General features: G+C 61.6%; 22 protein-coding genes. 7 read left to right on the top strand and 15 right to left on the bottom strand.

Annotation, left to right across the window (positions count from 1 at the left end; genetic code table 11):
• Positions 1-2: 2 nt before the first annotated feature.
• The 10 genes from LPJGGPFB_RS10150 to LPJGGPFB_RS10105 form a co-directional block, all read right to left on the bottom strand.
• Complete coding sequence (locus tag LPJGGPFB_RS10150; RefSeq protein ID WP_173419810.1) at positions 3-584, bottom strand: GNAT family N-acetyltransferase; 582 nt, start codon at positions 582-584, stop codon at positions 3-5.
• Position 585: 1 nt separating this feature from the next.
• Positions 586-1,227: an SGNH/GDSL hydrolase family protein gene (locus tag LPJGGPFB_RS10145; protein ID WP_173419809.1), complete on the bottom strand. Its 642-nt coding sequence runs from the start codon at positions 1,225-1,227 to the stop codon at positions 586-588.
• Between the two features lie 66 nt (positions 1,228-1,293).
• On the bottom strand, positions 1,294-2,637 hold the full coding sequence (locus tag LPJGGPFB_RS10140; RefSeq protein ID WP_173419808.1) for a pyruvate dehydrogenase complex dihydrolipoamide acetyltransferase: 1,344 nt from the start codon (positions 2,635-2,637) through the stop codon (positions 1,294-1,296).
• Positions 2,638-2,652: 15 nt separating this feature from the next.
• Positions 2,653-4,032 carry a pyruvate dehydrogenase complex E1 component subunit beta gene (locus LPJGGPFB_RS10135; RefSeq protein ID WP_173419807.1) on the bottom strand — a complete coding sequence of 460 codons (1,380 nt, stop codon included), beginning with the start codon at positions 4,030-4,032 and terminating at the stop codon, positions 2,653-2,655.
• A 17-nt stretch (positions 4,033-4,049) separates the two neighbouring features.
• Positions 4,050-5,096: a pyruvate dehydrogenase (acetyl-transferring) E1 component subunit alpha gene (gene pdhA / locus LPJGGPFB_RS10130; protein WP_173419806.1), complete on the bottom strand. Its 1,047-nt coding sequence runs from the start codon at positions 5,094-5,096 to the stop codon at positions 4,050-4,052.
• Between the two features lie 136 nt (positions 5,097-5,232).
• The gene (locus LPJGGPFB_RS10125) at positions 5,233-5,553 is read right to left on the bottom strand and encodes an FtsB family cell division protein (RefSeq protein WP_173419805.1); all 321 of its coding nucleotides are present in this window, start codon (positions 5,551-5,553) and stop codon (positions 5,233-5,235) included.
• Between the two features lie 142 nt (positions 5,554-5,695).
• Positions 5,696-6,970 (bottom strand): phosphopyruvate hydratase, encoded by a 1,275-nt coding sequence (eno, locus tag LPJGGPFB_RS10120; protein ID WP_173419804.1) that lies wholly within the window; start codon positions 6,968-6,970, stop codon positions 5,696-5,698.
• 130 nt (positions 6,971-7,100) lie between these two features.
• Positions 7,101-7,943 carry a 3-deoxy-8-phosphooctulonate synthase gene (gene kdsA / locus LPJGGPFB_RS10115; RefSeq protein ID WP_173421010.1) on the bottom strand — a complete coding sequence of 281 codons (843 nt, stop codon included), beginning with the start codon at positions 7,941-7,943 and terminating at the stop codon, positions 7,101-7,103.
• Positions 7,943-8,833, bottom strand: a complete 891-nt coding sequence (locus LPJGGPFB_RS10110; protein WP_173419803.1) for a VOC family protein — start codon at positions 8,831-8,833, stop codon at positions 7,943-7,945. The genes kdsA and LPJGGPFB_RS10110 overlap by 1 nt, the downstream gene beginning before the upstream one ends.
• A gap of 547 nt (positions 8,834-9,380) precedes the next feature.
• Positions 9,381-10,190 carry a class I SAM-dependent methyltransferase gene (locus LPJGGPFB_RS10105; protein ID WP_173419802.1) on the bottom strand — a complete coding sequence of 270 codons (810 nt, stop codon included), beginning with the start codon at positions 10,188-10,190 and terminating at the stop codon, positions 9,381-9,383.
• Between the two features lie 538 nt (positions 10,191-10,728).
• On the opposite strand from LPJGGPFB_RS10105, the gene LPJGGPFB_RS10100 reads away from it, so the two are divergent.
• The 7 genes from LPJGGPFB_RS10100 to LPJGGPFB_RS10070 all read left to right on the top strand — a co-directional run bounded on the left by LPJGGPFB_RS10100 (position 10,729) and on the right by LPJGGPFB_RS10070 (position 15,903).
• Positions 10,729-11,376, top strand: a complete 648-nt coding sequence (locus LPJGGPFB_RS10100; RefSeq protein WP_173419801.1) for a lysophospholipid acyltransferase family protein — start codon at positions 10,729-10,731, stop codon at positions 11,374-11,376.
• Positions 11,373-12,323 (top strand): phosphatidate cytidylyltransferase, encoded by a 951-nt coding sequence (locus tag LPJGGPFB_RS10095; RefSeq protein WP_077498349.1) that lies wholly within the window; start codon positions 11,373-11,375, stop codon positions 12,321-12,323. Before LPJGGPFB_RS10100 ends, LPJGGPFB_RS10095 begins: the two co-directional genes overlap by 4 nt.
• Positions 12,320-12,706 (top strand): hypothetical protein, encoded by a 387-nt coding sequence (locus LPJGGPFB_RS10090; protein ID WP_173419800.1) that lies wholly within the window; start codon positions 12,320-12,322, stop codon positions 12,704-12,706. Before LPJGGPFB_RS10095 ends, LPJGGPFB_RS10090 begins: the two co-directional genes overlap by 4 nt.
• A 3-nt stretch (positions 12,707-12,709) precedes the next feature.
• Positions 12,710-13,363 (top strand): CDP-alcohol phosphatidyltransferase family protein, encoded by a 654-nt coding sequence (locus tag LPJGGPFB_RS10085; RefSeq protein WP_173419799.1) that lies wholly within the window; start codon positions 12,710-12,712, stop codon positions 13,361-13,363.
• Positions 13,364-13,648: 285 nt separating this feature from the next.
• Positions 13,649-14,842 (top strand): DUF418 domain-containing protein, encoded by a 1,194-nt coding sequence (locus LPJGGPFB_RS10080; protein ID WP_234902792.1) that lies wholly within the window; start codon positions 13,649-13,651, stop codon positions 14,840-14,842.
• A gap of 135 nt (positions 14,843-14,977) precedes the next feature.
• Entirely contained in the window at positions 14,978-15,247 is a 270-nt protein-coding gene (locus tag LPJGGPFB_RS10075) for an autorepressor SdpR family transcription factor (RefSeq protein WP_209792869.1), read from the top strand.
• Positions 15,244-15,903: an SdpI family protein gene (locus LPJGGPFB_RS10070; protein ID WP_173419797.1), complete on the top strand. Its 660-nt coding sequence runs from the start codon at positions 15,244-15,246 to the stop codon at positions 15,901-15,903. The genes LPJGGPFB_RS10075 and LPJGGPFB_RS10070 overlap by 4 nt, the downstream gene beginning before the upstream one ends.
• A gap of 78 nt (positions 15,904-15,981) precedes the next feature.
• Here LPJGGPFB_RS10070 and pyrG read toward each other — a convergent pair whose 3' ends face one another.
• The 5 genes from pyrG to LPJGGPFB_RS10045 form a co-directional block, all read right to left on the bottom strand.
• Positions 15,982-17,619, bottom strand: a complete 1,638-nt coding sequence (pyrG, locus tag LPJGGPFB_RS10065) for a CTP synthase (protein ID WP_327795898.1) — start codon at positions 17,617-17,619, stop codon at positions 15,982-15,984.
• A gap of 141 nt (positions 17,620-17,760) precedes the next feature.
• Positions 17,761-18,231 (bottom strand): preprotein translocase subunit SecG, encoded by a 471-nt coding sequence (secG, locus tag LPJGGPFB_RS10060; protein WP_112809893.1) that lies wholly within the window; start codon positions 18,229-18,231, stop codon positions 17,761-17,763.
• Positions 18,232-18,365: 134 nt separating this feature from the next.
• Positions 18,366-19,136 (bottom strand): triose-phosphate isomerase, encoded by a 771-nt coding sequence (gene tpiA, locus LPJGGPFB_RS10055; RefSeq protein ID WP_173419795.1) that lies wholly within the window; start codon positions 19,134-19,136, stop codon positions 18,366-18,368.
• A 129-nt stretch (positions 19,137-19,265) separates the two neighbouring features.
• Positions 19,266-20,585, bottom strand: coding sequence for a GNAT family N-acetyltransferase (locus LPJGGPFB_RS33585; RefSeq protein WP_210264376.1), 1,320 nt, complete (start codon positions 20,583-20,585; stop codon positions 19,266-19,268).
• Positions 20,586-20,644: 59 nt separating this feature from the next.
• A complete protein-coding gene (locus LPJGGPFB_RS10045; protein WP_173419794.1) occupies positions 20,645-21,136 on the bottom strand; it encodes a GNAT family N-acetyltransferase in 492 nt (163 codons plus the stop codon).
• Positions 21,137-21,250 lie beyond the last annotated feature (114 nt).

Here is a 21,250-nt window from a genome sequence, read left to right as displayed (position 1 = left end):
TCTCAAGCGACCTTGCGGGTGAAGAGCACCCAGTCGTGTTTTCTGCTGCCTTCGAAGAGCGGTACGGCCTCAGCGCGAGCCGCCTCCTTAAAGCCGTTTTTCCTGTAGAGCGCCTGCGCCGCGTCATTGTGGCTTTCGGTGATCAGGCTCACCGGCGCCGAGCCGGCGCGTGCAATTTCATGTGCAAGCAATCTGCGTCCGATGCCGCGGCCGCGCCGATGGCGGTATACGCCGAGGCTATCGATGAACCAGTGACCAACCACCTGCCGCTGCAATGCCAGCAAAGGTTCGATCACCGCATGCCTTGCTTCGGTTTCGACTGCGGATACGTCGATGCCGTAGCCGATCGATACGCCCGCGACCTCATCCTCGACATCGGCAACAACAGCGTCGCGCCAGTGTCCCGGCCCAACATCCTCGCGCAGCTTGTTGCGCCCGCGCTCGAACGCCGTATCGGCCGCCCCATTGAGAACGGCGCCGGACCAGAGCCAGGCGGCAAAGCCGTGCGAGGCGATGTCAACGAGAACCGCGAGTTCCGCCGCCTCTTTTCGTTCCGCCGGTCTGATCGTGACGTCACCCGTCATCTCAAACCCCGAGCATCATCCGGACGACCGGCTCGAGGCCACGGCCGATCGCGCGGGTGTTTTCAGAATCGAGATGCACGCCGTCGAGCGGTGTCGTCCTCGCAACCGATCCCGCATCGAAGAAGCCGCAATCGAGTTCATCGGCCAGATCACGGTAGAGCGGCGCCAGCATGCCCGACTGCTCGATGCCGCCGGCGAACATCGCACCGAAGGCGGCATTGGCCGTTTCGCAAAGCTGCGGCGGCGAGACAATCAGAATATCCGGTCCGCCCTCGCTCTCCACCGGCCAGTCGTGCCGGCGCACCAGATTGACGAGGCGCTCGATGCCCTTCACGGCGCCGAAGGCTGTTCCGTGAATGATCGGCTTCATGTCGTTGGCGCCGAGCAGAAAGATGATCAGATCAAGCGGCGCATGGCTGTGGAGAATGGTCGGCAGCACCTTGGCGCCATTGCGATCGCAATCGGCGAGGTGATCGTCATAGGCGGTCGTACGGCCGTTCAGCCCTTCGGCAATGATCTGGACGTCCGAGCCCAGGGCTGTCTGCAAGACGCTCGGCCAGCGATCGGCAAGCGCATGGCGGCCGCCATCCGTGGCATCGTAGCCCCAGGTCAGACTATCACCGTAGCAGAGAACTGTTTTCATCGTCCGAGCCCGCCTTCGACTGCGCGAAAAGGAACGGACCGGCCCGAAGGCCGGTCCTTATCCACCTCAGACCAGCATGCCCATCGGGTTTTCGATGTAGCGCTTGAAGGCTCCGAGCAGCTCGGCGCCGAGCGCGCCATCGACGCAGCGATGGTCGGTCGACAGCGTGACGGTCATGACATTGGCGATGACCATCTGCTTGTTCTTGACGACGACGCGCTCCTCGCCGGCACCGACCGCGAGGATCGTGGCGTGTGGCGGGTTGACGACGGCGGCGAAGTTCTTGACGCCCATCATGCCCATGTTGGAGACCGCAGTGGTGCCGCCCTGATATTCCTCGGGCTTCAGCTTGCGGTCCTTGGCGCGCTTGCCGAGGTCTTTCATCTCGTTGGAGATGGCCGACAGGCTCTTCAGCTCTGCCTGGCGGACGATCGGCGTGATCAGGCCGCCCGGAATGGACACGGCAACGCCGACATCGGCGTGCTTGTGCTTGACCATGTTGCTGTCGGTCCAGGACACGTTGGCATCCGGAACGTCGCGCAGGGCCAGGGCCAGAGCCTTGATCACCATATCGTTGACCGAGAGCTTGTAGACCGGCTTGCCGTCCTTTTCAGGGGATGCAGCGTTGAGCTGGGCGCGGAGCGCCAGAAGCGCGTCGAGTTCGCAATCGACCGAAACGTAGAAGTGCGGGATCGTCTGCTTGGATTCGACGAGGCGCTTGGCGATCGTCTTGCGCATGCCGTCATGCGGCACGAGCTCGTAGGAACCGGGCTCGAACAGCTTGAGGACGGCGTCTTCCGACATGCCCTTGGCAAGCGGCGCTGCAGCAGGAGCTGCTGCACCAGCTGCTGGCGCAGCTACCGGCTTGGCACCGCCACCGGCAACAGCCGTTTCGACGTCCTTCTTGATGACGCGGCCATGCGGGCCGGTGCCTGCGATTGCCGAGAGATCGATGCCGGCGTCCTTGGCAAGGCGACGGGCGAGCGGCGAGGAGAAGACGCGGGCGCCGGTGTCGGCCTTGGCCGCCTGCGGTGCTGCCGCCACGGCTTGAGCTGCGGCAGGTGCCGGAGCACTGGCGGCTGCAGGTGCTGCCACTGCCTCTTCCTTCTTTTCGGCCGGGGCAGATGCTGCACCATTGCCGCCCTTGGCGGCCGCGGCGACATCTTCGCCGTCGGCGGCCAGAACTGCGATCAGTGCATTGACCTTCACGCCTTCGGTGCCGGCGGGAACGACGAGCTTGGCAACGGTGCCTTCGTCGACAGCCTCGACTTCCATCGTCGCCTTGTCGGTCTCGATCTCGGCGATCACGTCGCCGGACTTGACCTTATCGCCTTCCTTGACCAGCCACTTGGCCAGATTGCCTTCTTCCATCGTCGGGGAGAGGGCAGGCATTGTGATGTTGATAGGCATCGAAGGGCCCTCCCCTTATTTGTAGCAAACGGCTTTCACCGCATCGACGACTTCTGCGACGTTCGGAAGCGCGAGCTTCTCGAGGTTCGCGGCGTAAGGCATCGGCACATCCTTGCCGGCGATCGTCAGGATCGGGGCATCGAGATAGTCGAAGGCCTGCTGCATGACACGGGTCGCGATCTCGGTGCCGACGGAAGACTGCGGGTAGCCTTCTTCGACGGTGACCAGACGGCCGGTCTTCTTGACCGATTCGATCACCGTCGGCAGATCCATCGGACGAATGGTGCGAAGGTCGATCAGCTCGACGTCGATGCCCAGCGCTTCAAGCTCGGCAACTGCCTTGACCGCATAGGTCATGCCGATGCCGAAGGAAACGATGGTGGCATCCTTGCCGACCTTGTGGATTCGCGCCTTGCCGATCGGCAGGACGAAATCGTCAAGCTTCGGCACTTCGAAGGTCTGACCGTAGAGGATTTCGTTTTCGAGGAAGATGACCGGGTTCGGATCGCGGATCGCCGCCTTCAGCAGGCCCTTGGCGTCGGCTGCCGTGTAGGGCATGACGACCTTGAGGCCCGGGATGTGGCTGTACCAGGCGGCATAGCACTGCGAGTGCTGGGCTGCGACGCGGGCCGCAGCACCGCTCGGGCCTCGGAACACGATCGGCGCACCCATCTGGCCACCGGACATGTAGAGCGTCTTGGCGGCCGAGTTGATGATCTGGTCGATCGCCTGCATGGCGAAGTTGAAGGTCATGAACTCGACGATCGGACGCAGGCCAGTCATGGCAGCACCGACACCGACGCCGGCGAAGCCGTGCTCGGTGATCGGCGTATCGATGACGCGACGGGCGCCGAATTCCTGCAGCAGCCCTTGCGTGATCTTGTAGGCGCCCTGGTACTCGGCAACTTCCTCACCCATGATGAAGACGTCGTCGCTGGCGCGCATTTCTTCGGCCATGGCGTCGCGCAGAGCTTCGCGCACGGTCATCGTCACCATTTCGGTGCCGGCCGGGATCGCCGGGTCGGCAGCAACTTCGACCTTCGGCTGGGCGGCAACCGGTGCCGGCGCAGATGCGGCGGCGGCAGGTGCTTCGCTTGCAGCTGCAGCCTTCGGCGCTTCCGCCTTCGGTGCGGCAATATCGCCAGCACCTTCGCCGTCCTGCAGCAGGACCGCGATCGGCGTGTTGACCTTGACACCCTCGGTGCCGGCGGCGATCAGCAGCTTGCCGATCGTGCCTTCGTCGACGGCTTCCACTTCCATGGTGGCCTTGTCAGTCTCGATCTCGGCAATGACGTCGCCGGAGGAGACCTTATCTCCTTCATTCTTCAGCCATTTCGAGAGCGTGCCTTCCTCCATCGTCGGGGAAAGGGCGGGCATGAGAATTTCTACTGGCATATTTGAGCCTCCCCGGATCAAAGCAGGATATCGGTGTAGAGCTCGGATACATCCGGCTCCGGATCAGCCTGGGCAAAATCGGCGCTGTCGGCGACGATATCGCGGACGTCCTTGTCGATCTGCTTCAGCTCGTCCTCGCTCGCCCAGCCCTTCTCAGCCAGACGCGCCTTCACCTGCTCGATCGGATCGTGCTCCGACCGCATCTTCTGCACTTCGTCCTTGGAGCGGTACTTCGCCGGGTCGGACATGGAGTGACCGCGGTAACGATAGGTCTGCATTTCCAGAATGATCGGGCCCTTGCCGGAACGGCAATACTCGACTGCCTCGTCGCCCGCAGCCTTGACGGCGCGAACGTCCATGGCATCGACCTGGAAGCCGGGAATACCGAAGGAAACACCGCGCTTGGAGAAATCGGTCTGCGCCGAGGCGCGGGTGACCGAGGTACCCATGGCGTAACGGTTGTTTTCGATCACGTAGATCACCGGGAGCTTCCACAGCTGCGCCATGTTGAAGCTCTCGTAGACCTGGCCCTGGTTGGCCGCGCCGTCACCGAAGTAGGCGACGCTGACATTGTCATTGCCGCGGTAGCGGTTGGCAAACGCCAGACCGGTGCCGAGCGACACCTGGGCGCCAACGATACCGTGACCGCCGTAAAAATGCTTTTCCTTGGAGAACATGTGCATCGAGCCACCCTTCCCCTTGGAAAGACCGCTGCGACGACCCGTCAGTTCGGCCATGACGCCACGGGCGCTCATGCCGCAGGCCAACATGTGGCCATGGTCACGGTAGGCGGTGATGACCTGATCGCCGTCTTTCAAAGCCATCTGCATGCCGACGACGACAGCTTCCTGGCCGATATAAAGGTGACAGAAGCCGCCGATGAAACCCATGCCATAGAGCTGGCCGGCCTTCTCCTCGAAACGCCGGATCAGCAGCATTTCGCGGTAGGCTTTCAGTTCGTCTTCTTTGGTGAATTCGGCGATATTGCCGCCGCTCAAGTCCTTCTTGGCCGGCTTTGCTGCGGTCTTACGGCTGGAGACGGACGCGTTTTTTCGCGGAGCCATTCATTCCTCCCAATGGTTAGCCTTTGAGGGTTACCATAGGGAAAGAAAAGCGCCACAGCAATGCCATATTTGCATGGCTCGCATTCCGCGTAAGATGTTGAATTAAAACACAAAATATCAATTAACCGAATTTCGGTTAATTCGTCATGCGGTGGAAAATAACGATTTCGTCGCTCCGCGACATGTTGAGCGCGAGGCGAGCTTTCTCATCCAGCATGTCGCGCTCCAGCGAACCGTCGCTCATCAGCTGAACCTCTTTTTCGAGAGTCGTCCGCTGCTTTGTGAGCTCGTCCAGCCGTGCCTGCCGCTCAACGATCTGGCGATCGAATTGTTCCGTCGCCTTCAAGCCGTAGCCGCCATGAATGGAATGATAGCCGAAATAGGAGAGAAAGGCGACCGCGATCAGCGGCAGCACCAGCCGGCCCAGTTTCCGTTTCTTATGATGCCGTGTCCACATCCCGTCACACCCTGATACGCATTACGGAATAGAGACTAGCGGGCATTGATTAACCGACCGTTGACCATGAATGGCCGGATAAAGCAAAACCCGCCCACGGAGGCCGTGAGCGGGTCAAGATTTCAACGATCGATCGAGGTTATCAGCCGCGCAGGATCGAGCGGCCTGCGTACTTGGCCTGCAGGCCGAGCTGCTCTTCAATGCGGATCAGCTGGTTGTACTTTGCGAGCCGGTCGGAACGGGCAAGCGAGCCGGTCTTGATCTGGCCGCAGTTGGTGGCAACCGCGAGGTCGGCGATCGTCGCGTCTTCGGTCTCGCCCGAACGGTGCGACATGACGGCGGTGTAGCGCGCCTTGTGCGCCGTCTCGACCGCGTCGAGCGTTTCCGACAGCGAACCGATCTGGTTGACCTTGACGAGGATCGAGTTGGCGACGCCCATCTTGATGCCGTCGCGCAGGCGCGCGGAATTGGTGACGAACAGGTCGTCGCCGACGAGCTGGCACTTGTTGCCGATGAGATCAGTCACGGCCTTCCAGCCATCCCAGTCGTCTTCCGCCATGCCGTCTTCGATCGAGAAGATCGGGTACTTGGCAGCGAGTTCGGCCAGGTACTCGGCCATGGCGCCCGGCTCCAGCGTACGGCCTTCGCCTTCGAGAACGTACTTGCCGTCCTTGAAGAATTCGGTCGCAGCGCAATCGAGCGCGATGAACATGTCTTCGCCCGGCTTGTAGCCGGCCTTTTCGATCGACTTCATGATGAAGTCGAGTGCCGCCGGAGCGGAAGCGAGGCCCGGCGCGAAACCACCTTCGTCACCGACATTGGTGTTGTGGCCTTCGGCAGAGAGTTGCTTCTTCAGCGTGTGGAAGACTTCCGAACCCATGCGGACCGCATCGCGCATCGTATCGGCACCGACAGGAACGATCATGAATTCCTGGAAGTCGATCGGGTTATCGGCATGGGCGCCACCGTTGATGATGTTCATCATCGGTACCGGAAGCACGTGCGCGTTCGGGCCGCCGACGTAACGGTAGAGCGGCAGACCGGAGGCTTCTGCAGCGGCCTTGGCGACAGCCATCGAAACGCCGAGGATGGCGTTGGCGCCGAGGCGCGACTTGTTGGCCGTGCCGTCAAGCTCGATCATGGTCTTGTCGATCTGGATCTGGTTTTCGGCATCGAGGCCGCCGATCGCTTCGAAGATCTCGCCGTTGACGGCGTCGACAGCGCGCTCGACGCCCTTGCCGAGGTAACGCGTTCCACCGTCACGCAGCTCGACAGCCTCATGCGCACCGGTCGAAGCGCCCGACGGGACTGCCGCCCGGCCGAAGCTTCCGTCTTCCAGGTAGACGTCGACCTCGACGGTCGGGTTGCCGCGGCTGTCCAGAATTTCTCGGCCGATGATGTCGATGATTGCAGTCATGATCTCTTCCCTACTTGAGGACGGTGGTGGGGTCGGGCCTGTCATAAGCGAAGGCCCGGGAATTTCAATGGCGCGCAAGATGTAAAAACAACCGCGCCACCGGGGTTCACGAAAATTTCACGAGCCTGTCTCAGCCCTTGGCAACGGCATCGAAGGCCAACAGCTTTTCGAGCAACCGCGGCATGTCCTTCAAGTGCACCATGTTGGGGCCATCGGACGGAGCGTTGTCAGGATCCTCGTGGGTTTCGACAAACAGGCCGGCAATGCCAACGGCAACGGCCGCCCGCGAAAGCGTCTCGACAAACTCGCGCTGGCCACCGGTCGAACCACCCTGCCCGCCGGGCTGCTGCACCGAGTGCGTGGCGTCAAAAACGACGGGTGCGCCGAGCGAAGCCATGATCGGAAGCGAGCGCATGTCGGACACCAGCGTGTTGTAACCGAAGGACGCGCCGCGTTCGCACAGGAGAATGTTGGGGTTGCCACTTTCCGTGAACTTGGCAAGCACGTTCTTCATGTCCCAAGGCGCCAGGAACTGGCCCTTCTTGACGTTGATGGTGCGGCCGGTCTTGGCGGCGGCCACCAGCAGGTCGGTCTGGCGCGACAGGAAGGCCGGGATCTGCAGGATGTCGACAGTCTTGGCGACGAGCCCGCACTGCTCCTCGGTGTGGACGTCAGTCAGCACCGGGAAGCCGAACTCCTTCTTGAGGTCGGCAAAGACCTCCATCGCCGTGTCGAGGCCGATGCCGCGCTTGCCCGAAAGCGAGGTGCGGTTGGCCTTGTCGAAGGACGACTTGTAGACGAGGCCGATGTCGAGCGACTTGCAGAGTTCGGCAAGTTTTCCGGCCATCATGAAGGCGTGTTCGCGGCTTTCCATCTGACAGGGGCCGGCGATCAGCGACAGCCGCTCCTTCTGCGAGAAGGCGACCTGCTTTGAACCCTCACCGACAACTACTCTGGCATTCGTTTCCATTATCAAGCTCCAAACGCGAAGATCACCCCTTGCCCCGGCATTTCGGGAACAATGAGGCGTCCGCCCATTTCTGAAAATTCGATGTCGTTGCGCGCAAAGTGCGCGCGCGTCACCTCGAGGTCGGCGACACGGAAGACCACGGCCCGGCCACGCAGGCCGCGCTCGGCGCTGCGAACGGAACGGCCGAAGAAAGCTTCCATGCCGGCGGCGCTCAGCACCGAGATCTTGGCGTTCGTCGTCTCGATGTCCATGCCGAAAGAATGCGCTTCGACTTCACGCTCATCGACTGCCTCTTGCAGGAGGTACTGGAAATCGGTCGGGTTCGTCTCCGATAGCACGACCTCGGAAATCCCGAGCACGCCGTTGTCGTGCCGCTCCAGCGCACCGCGCTCGCTCGGAAGCGCGCGCACACGCTGACAGCTGAACAGGAAGAAATCCGGCGAGCGCAGGTCTGCGGCAAAAGCCAGCCGGAACGAGCCCAGCCCTTCCCGGCCGTCGGGAAGCCGCATCGACCGCGAAAACTCCAGCATGTCGCCGCCCGAGATACCATGGGCGCGGAACCGCATGTGGTCAGAGGCTGCGTCCTCGGTGCCGAGCACGATCGCCGACAGCCCCTGCGGCCCTTGACGGAAACGGAATGCCTGGTCGCGGGCGACGAAGGCGTTGCCGTCCAGGGCGGCGGCTTCGCATTCCTCACGCGAAGCGACGGCAAGCGGCTCGAGATAGGTGCTGTCGGAAAAGAAGACGCAGGCGTTTTCGGTGCCGAAGGGATGGCGTGCATCCTCGGCCACGGTGAAGCCGAGATCATTGAGCCGTCGCCGCGCCTGTTCAAGTGCGTCCACCGGCAGCACGAGATGATCGAGCGGGCGGGTGGTGCGCTTGGAGAGGCTCATGGCGGTTTCCCTGATGGTTTGCCGCTGTTTGCAACTTTTGCCCGGCGAATGCAAGCCGGCTGCCGGCCATGGCGCCGATTGGCCGCCTTGACCCAGACATCCTCAACAAACACAACCCGTCCGCGCCGGGCACCACCCCGCCGCGGATTTACGGCTGCCAGCAGGCGCCGAACTGCCTCGGCGTCAATAGTAGCCTGGAGCCGCCGTGGCATTGCCCGTACTCGAGGCTCCGAGTCCGGGGGCGGATGTTTGCGGCTGCGCGTAGGTCGTATTGCTCGATGACGTCGTGGCACAGCCCGACAGCCCCAGCAGGGCAATCGTCAGAGGCACAAACAACAAAGCTATGTAGCGCATATGCATTGACCCTTTCCGGTTTCGCTGGAGAACAGAAAAGAATGAATCCGATGATTTGGCGAGTACGTAACAGTAACACGACGTAACATGGGATTACGAGCGGCGTTGGGAACCGCAGCGTCGCGTCGGGCGCTGCGGTTGTCCTCGTTACCTTTGTGTTTACGACCCGAACAGCGGGGTCGGCTCAAGCGCGCTAAAGACCAAGATCGCTCTTGATGGCGCAGGTGGCGATAAAGGTCGGCATGAACCTATCGATCAGGAAGCGCGGCACCGGTTGCCGATCCTCGTGGAAGCCAGCCAGCACGAAACCGGCCCGGAGTTGGCCATCGATCTGCTCGGCCAGGCTATGCCCGAACACCAGTGCCTCACCCCTTTCGATCTTTGACCGCACCAGGTCGGGGGAGAGATGCTCGGCCTCGACAAAGGGCAGCGCGTGGGCCGGTCGGATGAGACCCTGCTCGGCATGGCTCGGGTCGCGGTCGCCGATAAAGACGACCGGGTTGTAAAAGCTTGCCAGCAGTCGTCCGCCCGTCTTCAACACCCGGTGGCATTCGCGCCAGACCGGCTGCACATCCGGCACATAGAGGTTCGATATCGGATGGAAGACGATGTCGAAGGCGCCATCGGCAAAGACCGAGAGGTCGCGCATGTCGCCCTGGACGGCCTTCAGCGCCAGACCTTCGCGCTGCACCACCAGCCGGTCCTGATCGAGTTGGCGTTCCGAAATATCGAAGACGGTGACCTCGGCACCGGCTGCCGCCAGAATAGGCGCCTGCTGACCGCCGGCCGATGCCAGGCACAGGATCTTCAGGCCGCTAATGTCGGGCAGCCAGCCTTTCGGGAGGTCACCGGGCGTCAGCCGCGCTTGCCATTGCCCGTTGCGGGCGGCAGCGATCAGTTCCGGCGTCACCGGTCTTGACCATTCGCGTTGCTCGCTTGCCTGGCGGTCCCAGGCCTGGCGGTTGTGATCGATGATATCGAGCTTGTTCGTTGTGTCTTGCATAATCGGTCCTTGGAAACATGTCCAAACATGACCGCTCACGGGGAATGGAATTTGCAGGCAAAGGTGCCTTTGCGTCTGTCCGTTGTGCGGGTCGAGCAATGCCATCGTCCATCCCCTTCGCGAGCGAAGTTGAGGCGAATTCGGTTTTCACCGGGCATTACTGGCACATTGGACGACGCTCCTCTTATTGACCCTCGGAAATTAGCGCCGGAGTTGCAAGCGGTCAACGCTGGATAGAAGCCGTCCTTGAGGCAAAGACTGCGGTGAGACGTCGCATCTTTTCTGGGTGCGCGTAAAAACCTTACGGAGATCGAAGAATTCGCGGCGCCCAAACGTCATCATCTCAGCAGCGACTGGGGCCGCTTGTGAAGCGGACGCAATCGCGTAAAGTCGGCAAATGCAGCCTGAGGTTACGACAGGCCTGCCATTTTGAGGGCCACCATTTGATCAATGCATTGCACAGCGTGAGACGCATCCGGGCACGAGGGGCGAAGCGCCCTTCAACAACGGCATCTCTTGCGGGTGAGATCGAAGCAGCATGATTCGCGATTTTCTTGCCAAGCTCGCTTCAGTCGCCATCATGATGTTTGCACGTGCGCTGACCGCTGCCAGGGCACTCTGGCACGAAACCGGCCTGCCTCCGAGACAAAGCGTCTATTTCGCCAATCACTCAAGCCATGGCGATTTCATTCTGATCTGGGCCGTGTTGCCGCCGTGGCTTCGCCAACGCGCCCGCCCTGTCGCCGGTGCCGAATACTGGCTGAAGTCAAAGCTGACATCCTTTATCGGCCGCGACGTCTTCAATGCCGTTCTGATCGAGCGCGATCCCGCCGCTCGCACCAGCGACCCGGTCGAGCAGATGGCAACCGCACTCGACGAAGGCGCCTCGCTGATCGTCTTTCCCGAAGGCACGCGCAACCAGACAGACGCCAAGCTGCTGCCGTTCAAGAGCGGGCTCTATCACCTCGCGCGCAAGCGGCCGGACGTGGCGCTGGTCCCGGTGTGGATCAACAATCTCAACCGGGTGATGCCGAAGGGCGAGTTCGTTCCGATCCCGCTGATCTGCACAATCAACTTCGGCGAACCGCTCAAGGTCGAAGCGGACGAGAGCAAGGAAGACTTCATCGCCAGGGCACAAGGCGCACTGCTGTCCCTCGCCCCGACCCAGACGGACAACGAAGCATGAGCACGACGACTTCCGACATGGTCACCCTGCTGCTCGGCGTCGGCGGCATCCTGCTGTTCGCCTCGTCGGTCGGTTACGTTCTGCAGCGCAAGCTGTCGCCGGATGGCTCCAATGGCGCGATCGAGAACCTCAACGCCCGCATTAAGGCGTGGTGGGCAATGGTCTTCCTCATCGCCATCGCCTTCATCGCCGGACGTGTCGGGGTGCTTCTGCTTTTCGCCTTCTGCTCGTTTGCAGCGCTGCGCGAATTCATCACGCTGATCAACACGAGACGCGCCGATCATTGGGCGATCGCCGCCGCCTTCTTCCTGGCCCTGCCGATCAACTATTATCTGCTCTGGGCGGAAGAGTACGGCATCTATGCGATCTTCATTCCCGTCTATGCCTTCCTGCTGATGCCGATCATCGCGGTGTTGCGAGGCGACACGCAAAACTTCCTGCTGCGGATTTCGGAAGTTCAATGGGCACTGATGATCTGCGTGTTCTGCGCCTCGCACGTACCGGCGCTTTTGACGCTGCAGATCCCCGGTTACGAAGGGCGCAACGTGCTCCTGATCGCCTTCCTGGTGATCGTCGTGCAATCGAGCGACGTGCTGCAATATGTCTGGGGCAAACTCTTCGGACGCACCAAGATCGCGCCAAAACTCTCTCCATCGAAAACAGTGGAGGGGTTTGTCGGCGGCGTTGCGAGCGCCACGCTGCTCGGCGCCTCGCTGTGGTGGATCACGCCGTTCACACCGCTTCAGGCAGGCGTGATGTCTCTCATCATCACATTGATGGGCTTTTTCGGCGGACTGGTGATGTCGGCGATCAAGCGGGACCGCGGAGTAAAGGACTGGGGCCATCTGATCGAAGGACATGGCGGCCTGATCGACCGTCTGGATTCCGTGGTGTTTTCGGCACCGATCTTCTTCCATCTGACGCGATACTGGTGGTCGCTGACATGAACAGCCATCTGCGCGCCCTTGCACGCAGCAGTGTCGTCCACGTGCTTTTTGCTTTTGTGGCCATGGGCGGATGGGCGCTGTTTGCCAACAGGCTTCACCCGATGCCGCGGCCGCTCGTTGCCGGCATTGTGCAGGGCGCGCTTTCAGCCGCGCTGACGCTTTGTCTGAAGTCGACGATCGATGCGCTGTCGCTTCGTTTCCGCGGTACCGCGCGGCTTTGGATGCCGCCGCTTCTGGCCTGCCTTGCCTCGACGAGCATTCTCGTTGCAATCCACGCGGCAACCGGAACCCCGGAAATTCTGAAGACCATTGCCGTACCGCTCATGGTCTCGACCAGCTATGCGGTTGCCTACAACTATTCGATCAGCCGCGGGGGAACTTGAACCATGACAGACACCGGTGACCGAAGGCCGCTCGCGAGCCGCAACACCCGCTGGGCACAGACGATCGCTCGGCGGCTCGCAGCGATGGCGATCACGCCCAACCAGATATCGCAGTCGAGCATGGCGGCCGCGGCGCTGGCAGGCCTTGCCTTCTGGCTGACGAGCGAGACCCAGGACGGACTTCGCTCGCTTCTCTTCATGGCGGCGGCTCTGTTCTGCCAGTTGCGTCTGCTCTGCAATCTGTTTGACGGCATGGTTGCCGTTGAGGGTGGCAAGGGGGCACCGGATGGTCCCTTCTGGAACGAATTTCCCGACCGGGTCGCCGACCTTTTCATTCTCGTCGGTGCCGGCTACGGCACGGGCCTGCCAGCGCTCGGCTTTGCCGCAGGCGCGTTCGCCGTGCTCACTGCCTATGTCCGCGAACTCGGACGCGCCAATGGTGCGCCGAGCGACTTTTCCGGCCCGATGGCAAAACAGCACCGCATGGCGGCAATCACGCTCGCGGCCGTGGTTTCCGCTTTTGAGGGGCTGTGGCTTGGCGATGGCGAAGTGTTACTCGCCGCACTTGTCATTGTCGCACTCGGCGCGGCGTTCACGGCGCTGCGTCGCGCCCGGCGCCAGACCGTCTGGCTGAGGACCAACGCCACACGTAAATAGTCGCGTCAGCCGGACTGCAATCTCCAAAACCGATCCTTTGACCGCCCTCGCCCATATCGGCCCGGTGAGAGCCTTGACGTTACCGTCGCTAATTATTAGACAGATTACTCTATTTACTAAATAACACAACCTGACCAGCGTTGAACGGCTGACGCGGCGCACTACCGAGATGGATGATTGAAGCGGCTAAATCGGCCGTGCAATCGCCCGGTCCGTTCTCCGATACATGTTTTGAATCAGTTGGATCCGGTGGGAGCCATAGCGCCTGCCGAAACGGAGATGACCATGACCACCCAAGACCGCATAGACGGGGTCGATGCACTGCGCGGGTTCGCGTTGCTCGGCATCCTGCTTGTCAACAGCATGGCGTTCGCTTCGGCATTTTACGGCCTCGAACTGCCGGATCCGTCGTACGATACCGGCCTCGACCGCGCCGTGCACCTTATCGTCGCGCTGTTCTTCGAGATGAAGTTCTACCTGCTCTTCTCCTTCCTCTTCGGCTACAGCTTCACGCTGCAGATGCGCTCCGCCGAAAAAGCCGGCGATGCCTTTGTGCCGCGCCTCCTGCGGCGCCAAGTGGGGCTCTGGCTGATCGGGCTGGCGCATGGGGTGCTTTTGTTTCACGGCGACATCCTGACGACCTACGCCGTTCTCGGCATCGCGCTGATGATGCTGCGGACACGAAGCGATGCCACCCTCTGGCGTCTCGCTCGCTTTCTGGTGATCGGCACGGCTCTCGCATGGTTCGCTCTTGGCGTCGTCGCCGTCCTGGAACCTCCTTCGCTTGACCGGGATGCAATCGTCGCCGCGGCCGCAGCGACGGAAGCGGCCTTCCGAGGCAATTGGCAATCGATCATCGGACAGCACCTGACGGAACTGTCGTCAGTCTGGGTGATCCTTGGTCTGTTGCAGGCGCCATCGGCGCTCGCCATGTTCCTCGTCGGCCTGATTGCCGGGCGCCGGCAGATCCTGTCTCGCCCGCAGGAAAACCGCGGCCTGCTCCGGCGGCTCGTTCGGCTCGGCCTCTTCGTCGGCCTGCCCGGCGCCGTCGTTTATGCCTATACCGGCGTCGAGATGAGCGATACGCCGCTGGCGATCATCGGGCTTGCCATTGGGCTCCTGACAGCACCGTTGCTGACGGGAGCCTATGTCGGCGCCATGGTGCTGCTCCTTGACAGTGCCGGCGGCCGATGGCTGCGCGATCGGCTGGCACCAGCCGGACGCACCGCGCTTTCCAACTACCTGCTGCAGTCGTTCGTCTGCGCGCTGATCTTCCATGGCTATGGCCTGGGCCTGGTCGGACGCGTTTCGCCGCTGGAAACCGTATTGATTGCCCTTATCATCTACGCCGCACAGCTCGTTCTCAGCGGCTGGTGGATGCAGCGTTTCGCCTATGGTCCACTGGAGTGGCTGTTGCGCTTCATCACCATCTGGCGCATCCCGCAATGGCGCAAGCTCGCAAGCGCCGATCAGCAATAGCCCCCGGCTTCAGGCGCAATCTCCATGCACCCGGCGCGTTTCGCGACGGGTGTTTTGCTGTTCAGCGCGTTTCGTTCTTCGCGTTGACTCTAATTAGATAATTATCTAACTATTGAGTCACAACGGAACATGAACATGCGGATCAACACCGTCTTCGAAGCGCTTTCACACCCGGTACGGCGACAAATTCTGACCCTGCTGAAAACCGGTCCGATGAGCGCCGGCGAGCTCGCCGGTCATTTCGATCTAACCAAGCCGACGCTTTCGGTGCACTTCAACAAGCTGCGCGATGCCGAACTGGTCGCGGTGGAACGGCGGGGCACCAGCCTCATCTATCATCTCAACATGTCCATCCTGGAAGAAGCCTTGAGCGGACTTCTGGGCAAGAAGGATCAAACGCCATGACCTCTGTGCTGCGTTCTCCGCTGGTGCTGCCCTTGGCCGCCGCGCTCGTCGCCACGACGATCACCGGCTATCTCATGATACCGTCCGCCACCGAGCTTCCGATCCATTGGGGTCTCGACGGCAAGCCGGATGCGTTCTGGCCGCGCGACCGGGCGCTGCTGTCGGCTCCGGTCGGTGCAACGGTCGTTCTGGCTTTGATGGCTTTTACCGACCGCTTCGCACCCGGACGACAGGCCGGCCGCCATGTCGTTTCCGCGGCTTCGACCGGCATCCTTGCACTCTTCATGGCAATCCAAACCGTCATCGTGCTCATAGGTCTCGGGTTCGACATATCGATGGTCAACGTCATCGCATTCGCGATGGGTCTGCTTTCCGTCGTCATCGGCAACGTGATGCCGAAATCGCAACCCAACGGCATTGCCGGCCTCCGCCTGCCATGGACCCTCGCCGACCCGGCAAACTGGGTAGCGACGCATCGCCTCACCGGCCGCTTGATGCTGGTATCCGGCAGCCTGCTGATGCTGGCCGCATTGGCCCTAAACGCCGGACCGCTGCTCGCGGCGGTAACGATTGCAGCCTTCATGCTGCCGTTCGCCGTCGGCGGCCTGTACAGCTACATCTTCTCACGGCGGCAAGGACATCCGTCACGCCGCTGACGATGCAGCACAGGACGCTGAAACGACGACGGCCGGTCACAAGGGACCGGCCGTCATTTTCAGAACCGCGATCGCGGATCAAACCAAGCGCGACTGTTCCAGCGCGGCTTCGACGAAGCTCGCAAACAGCGGGTGCGGATCAAGCGGACGCGATTTCAGCTCCGGATGGTACTGCACGCCGATGAACCACGGGTGATCAGGGTACTCGACGGTCTCGGGCAGGATGCCATCAGGCGACATGCCGGAGAAGACCAGGCCACAGGATTCGAGCTGCGGCTTGTAGTCGACGTTGACCTCGTAACGGTGGCGATGACGCTCCGAGATGTCGGTTGTGCCGTAGATGTCGGCAATCTTCGTGCCACCCTTCAGCGACGCGCGATAAGCGCCAAGGCGCATGGTGCCGCCGAGATCGCCAGAAGCGGAACGCTTCTGGAGTTCGTTGCCCTTCACCCATTCGGTCATCAGGCCGACGACCGGCTCCTTGGTGGGGCCGAACTCGGTCGAGGACGCCTTGTCGATACCGGCGAGATTGCGCGCCGCTTCGACGACCGCCATCTGCATGCCGAAGCAGATGCCGAAATACGGCACCTTGCGTTCGCGGGCGAAACGCGCCGCGTTGATCTTGCCCTCGGAGCCACGCTCGCCGAAGCCGCCGGGAACCAAGATGCCGTGCACTTTTTCAAGATACGGCGCCGGGTCTTCCTTTTCGAAGACTTCCGACTCGATCCACTCGAGCTTGACCTTGACCCGGTTGGCAATGCCACCGTGATAGAGCGCCTCGGTCAGCGACTTGTAGGCATCTTTCAGGCCAGTGTATTTGCCGACGATCGCAATGGTGACTTCGCCTTCCGGCGTACGGATGCGATCGGCAACCTCTTCCCACGCTGCCATGCGCGGCTTCGGTGCCGGCTCGATGCCGAAGGCGGCAAGCACTTCGTTGTCGAGACCTTCCTTGTGGTAGGCGATCGGCACGTCGTAGATCGAGGCAACATCGAGCGCCTGGATAACCGCCGAATGCCGGACGTTGCAGAACAGCGACAGCTTGCGGCGTTCGGCTTCGGGGATTTCGCGGTCGGCGCGAACCAGCAGGATGTCGGGATGAATGCCGAGCGCCTGCAACTCCTTTACCGAATGCTGCGTCGGCTTGGTCTTCAGTTCACCCGCCGCCGGAATATAGGGCATCAGTGTCAGGTGAACATAGACGGCGGTGCCGCGCGGCAGATCGTTGCCGAGCTGGCGGATCGCTTCCATGAACGGCATCGCCTCGATGTCGCCGACGGTGCCGCCGATCTCGCACAGCACGAAATCATAGTCGTCGTTGCCTTCGGTAACGAAGTTCTTGATCTCGTTGGTGACGTGCGGGATCACCTGAACGGTCGCGCCGAGATAGTCGCCGCGACGTTCCTTGTCGATGATGTTCTTGTAGATCCGGCCAGTGGTGATGTTGTCGGTCTTCGTCGCCGAACGCCCCGTGAAGCGTTCATAGTGGCCGAGATCCAGATCGGTCTCGGCGCCGTCGTCGGTGACGAACACCTCGCCGTGCTGGGTCGGGCTCATGGTGCCCGGATCGACGTTGAGGTAGGGGTCGAGCTTGCGCAGTCTCACCCGGTAGCCACGCGCCTGCAGCAATGCTCCAAGAGCAGCCGCAGCTATGCCTTTTCCGAGGGAGGAAACCACGCCGCCAGTGATGAATACATATCGCGCCATGGGAGTCACCGGATACCTTTTAACAAACGATTCCGCCACCGAAAAATTCGTCTATCCGAATTTTTCCGTCTTCGAAGGGAATCTGATTTTCACACAAAACAAAACCGGCGGATGGTGCCATCCGCCGGCGGGTTCTTCTAATTTGCGACCTTATTGGCCGCTGGGAACTTGCGATCCCGTATTGCCGTTTGCGCCGGCTGCGGGTGTCTGCGTTGTCGCAGCACCGCCGGCCGGAGCTTCGCCCGTGGTGGCGGGAGCCGGTGCCGCGGCGCCATTGCCGGTCGCCGGCTGCTGGGTTGCACCGCCAGCCGGAGCCTGGGTGTTGCCGCCGCCAAGCGAATCGAGCACGCCGCCACCCGAGCTGGTGCCCGGAATACGGTCAAGGATGTCGGTCGCCTGCGGCTCGTAACGGGCAAGGATACCCATCGCCAGGGCCAGAACGAAAAACAGCGCGGCAAGGATCGCCGTGGTGCGGGTCAGCGCATTGGCCGTGCCGCGTGCGGACATGAAGCCCGAGCCGCCACCGATGCCGAGGCCACCGCCTTCAGAGCGCTGAATGAGAACGACGCCGATCAGGGCAACGACGACCATGAGATAGATGACGAGTAGTACGGTCTGCATCAGCTTCCAGTCCTGCCCTTTGGGCAAACGAATCAAATCTTGCGCGGACACGGGGTTTCCCGGGCGCAATTTTCGCGCCTCTTTATACCAACCTGTCCGCTATTCCAACCCCCTGCCCGATCTGTGCCGGACAATCAGGCCGTCAAATCTTCATAAGCCCGGTAAATGGCGAGGAAGTCTTCGGCTTTCAAGCTCGCACCACCGATCAGTGCCCCATCGACATTGGCGACGGCCATCAACTCGCGGGCATTGGACGGCTTGACCGAACCGCCATAGAGGATGCGCATCTTGGCACCGGCGTCGGCGAAGCGCGACACCAGTTCGTTGCGCATGAAGGCATGCGCCTCCTCGACGTCGGCAGTTGTCGGCGTCAGGCCCGTACCGATCGCCCAGACCGGCTCGTAGGCGATAACTGTGTTTTCCGCCGTGGCGGTATCGGGCAGGCTTTCGGCGAGCTGACGCTTGAGCACGTCGAGCGTCTTGCCCGCCTTGCGCTCGTCACCTGTTTCGCCGATGCAGACAATGGCGATGAGCTCGGCAGCGTGTGCAGCGTCGGCCTTTTCGCGCACCAGCCCGTCCTGTTCGGCATGGTCGGTGCGGCGCTCGGAATGGCCGACGATCACATGGGTACCGAAGCAATCGGCGATCATCTCGGCCGAGATGTCACCGGTGTGTGCGCCGGACTGCTTCTGATGGCAATCCTGAGCGCCGATCATCAGAGGACTGTCGTCGCACAGCGCCGTCGCCACGTAGAGCAACGTCGCGGGCGGGCAGATCAGCGTCTCGACCTTACCTGACAGATCGCCCTTGACCCCTTCGGCCATCGCCTTGATCTGATCGAGCGAGGCGCGCGTTCCGTTCATCTTCCAGTTTCCGGCGACGAGCGGGCGGATGTCAGGCGTCATGAAATTTCCTCCGGGTCAGGTACGTTTCTCCGGGAAGCGGCCTAGCAAATGCCACCGGCAAAGGAAAGCATGCGGCACGCAATATTCCCGACAGGGCCGAAACGAGTGGCCCTGTCGGTCGTTTGTTGCTCAGGAAGGGCGAGCCATGTGGATCACAGCAAAAGGCAACCCTTCATCATCCGTCTCTTGCCGGCTGGTCTCGACAAAACCGCGACGGCGATAGAACTCAACGGCACTGGCATTGTCGGCATAGACGCCGACATCGAGATGCCCGAGCCGCGCTGCCGCGTGCTCGATCAGCCCGCGGCCGATGCCGGCGCCATGGATCTCCGGATCCACAAACAGCCCGCCGATGAATCTGTCGATCAGGCCGATGAAGCCGGCCGGACGCCCGTCCACGTCCGCAACCCAATTATCCGCCATCGGCAGGTAGGTGTCGCGAACCATCTCTAGCTGGGCGAGCAGGCGCTCTTCGCCAAGGAAGGGGTGCCCGACGCGCGAGGCGGAGAGCCAGATATCGACCAGCCTGTCACGATCCTCTGCGCGGTAGGGACGGATGATTGCCTCGGACCGTTTCCCTGCCGAAACCTGCGTTGTCGCGTCCGGTTTCGCCGCCGCAATCGCATACATCAGCGGAATGCTGGGCATGGTTTCGGGTGGCAGCATCCGCCCGCCACCACTGTCGCGCATCGCTTCGAAGCCGACCCAGCCGTTGGCATAGGGATATTCCTTCAGGCATTCGACCTTGAGACCGGCGTTGATCAGCGCCTGGACGACGTCGGCGATGCCCCAATTTAACTCGAATGAGGGGTGGGGGTTGCGGAAATCCACCACCCCCTGCTCGTAGCCATCCGGCGCCAGACCCGTCCCGGAACCTGCGACGTAATCGCCAACGCCCGCTTCGGAGATCGGCTCTCGCGGTGCATAGTCATAACGTGGCGTCCACGTTTCATCGAAGACCATCGCAAACGGATGAAACTCGATGAAGGCGAACCGGCCGCCGGGTTTCAGCACGGAAGCGATACCTCGAGCCCACGGCCCGAGGTCGGATAACCAGCATATGGTGCCATAGGACGCAAAGACGCGATCGAACACAGCGCCGCGTGCTCGAGCGCCTTCGAACCAGTGGAAAAGGTCGGCGCGCTCGAAAGTCGCCGCGATGCCGCTTTCGCTCGAAAGCCTTGTGGCAAATGCGATGGCTTCGTCGGAAATGTCGACGCCAGTGACGTTGGCGCCCAGGCGGGCAAGGCTCAAACTGTCCTGGCCGGAGTTGCATTGCAGATGCAAGAGATCGAGGCCGGCCAAGTCGCCGAGCAATTCGATCTCTTCGGGATAGAGCGTCGAGCCGCCGTTGCGGAAGAACGCGCCTTGATCACCCTTGTGGCTGTTGTGCGCGGCGGTTGCCGCGTTCCATGAGAGGCGATTGGCCTCGTGCAGGTCGTTTTGCATGTCTCTCTCGTAAAATATTCTAGGCGACGCCGGGTCGAGCGCCGCCAATGATGTCTCGTTCAGGCCGCAAATTTCAGCACGGCCTCCGGCTCTTCGCCGTAGCTGTCACCGGTTCGAACAAAGCCCAGTCCCTTGTAGAAGCCTTCCGGGCTTGCCTCGCCCAAGCCGTAGCTGGTGTAAAGCTCGCGGATCCCGCGCGCCTTGAGGTCGCGCACGACAAGGTCGATCGCCTTCTTGCCGATGCCCTTGCCCTGAAAAGGTCGGGCGATCATGAAGCGCCAGAGGTAGACGCCGGGGCAATCGATGCCATCGTCCCAATCCGATCCCTGGTGCAGCATGACGAAACCGACAAGCGTTTCCTCGGCGTAGATTGCGCGAAACCAGGCATTCTCGGAGAAATGTGCTTCGGCAATCGACGTGCCGTTGTCGGCCACCATGTTGCGCTGTTCTTCGCTCAGCGTTTCGCTGAGTTCGCAGACGTCGCAGACAGTCAGCGCCGAGATACGGCGGAAGGTGATTTCGGCATCGGACGGCAATGCATGTTCGCTCATGAGCGTTCCCTGAAAATCAATAGATGAAAACGAAGACCAGACCAAAAAGGCCGGCCGCGGTTTTAGATCGTCCGCCAACGATTTGAGCCAACGCTCAAATTGGACATATGATCA

This window comes from Ensifer adhaerens, from assembly GCF_013283195.1.
In the GTDB taxonomy this organism is placed as follows: Bacteria; Pseudomonadota; Alphaproteobacteria; order Rhizobiales; family Rhizobiaceae; genus Ensifer; species Ensifer adhaerens_G.
This window is presented reverse-complemented; position numbering and strand designations above follow the sequence as displayed.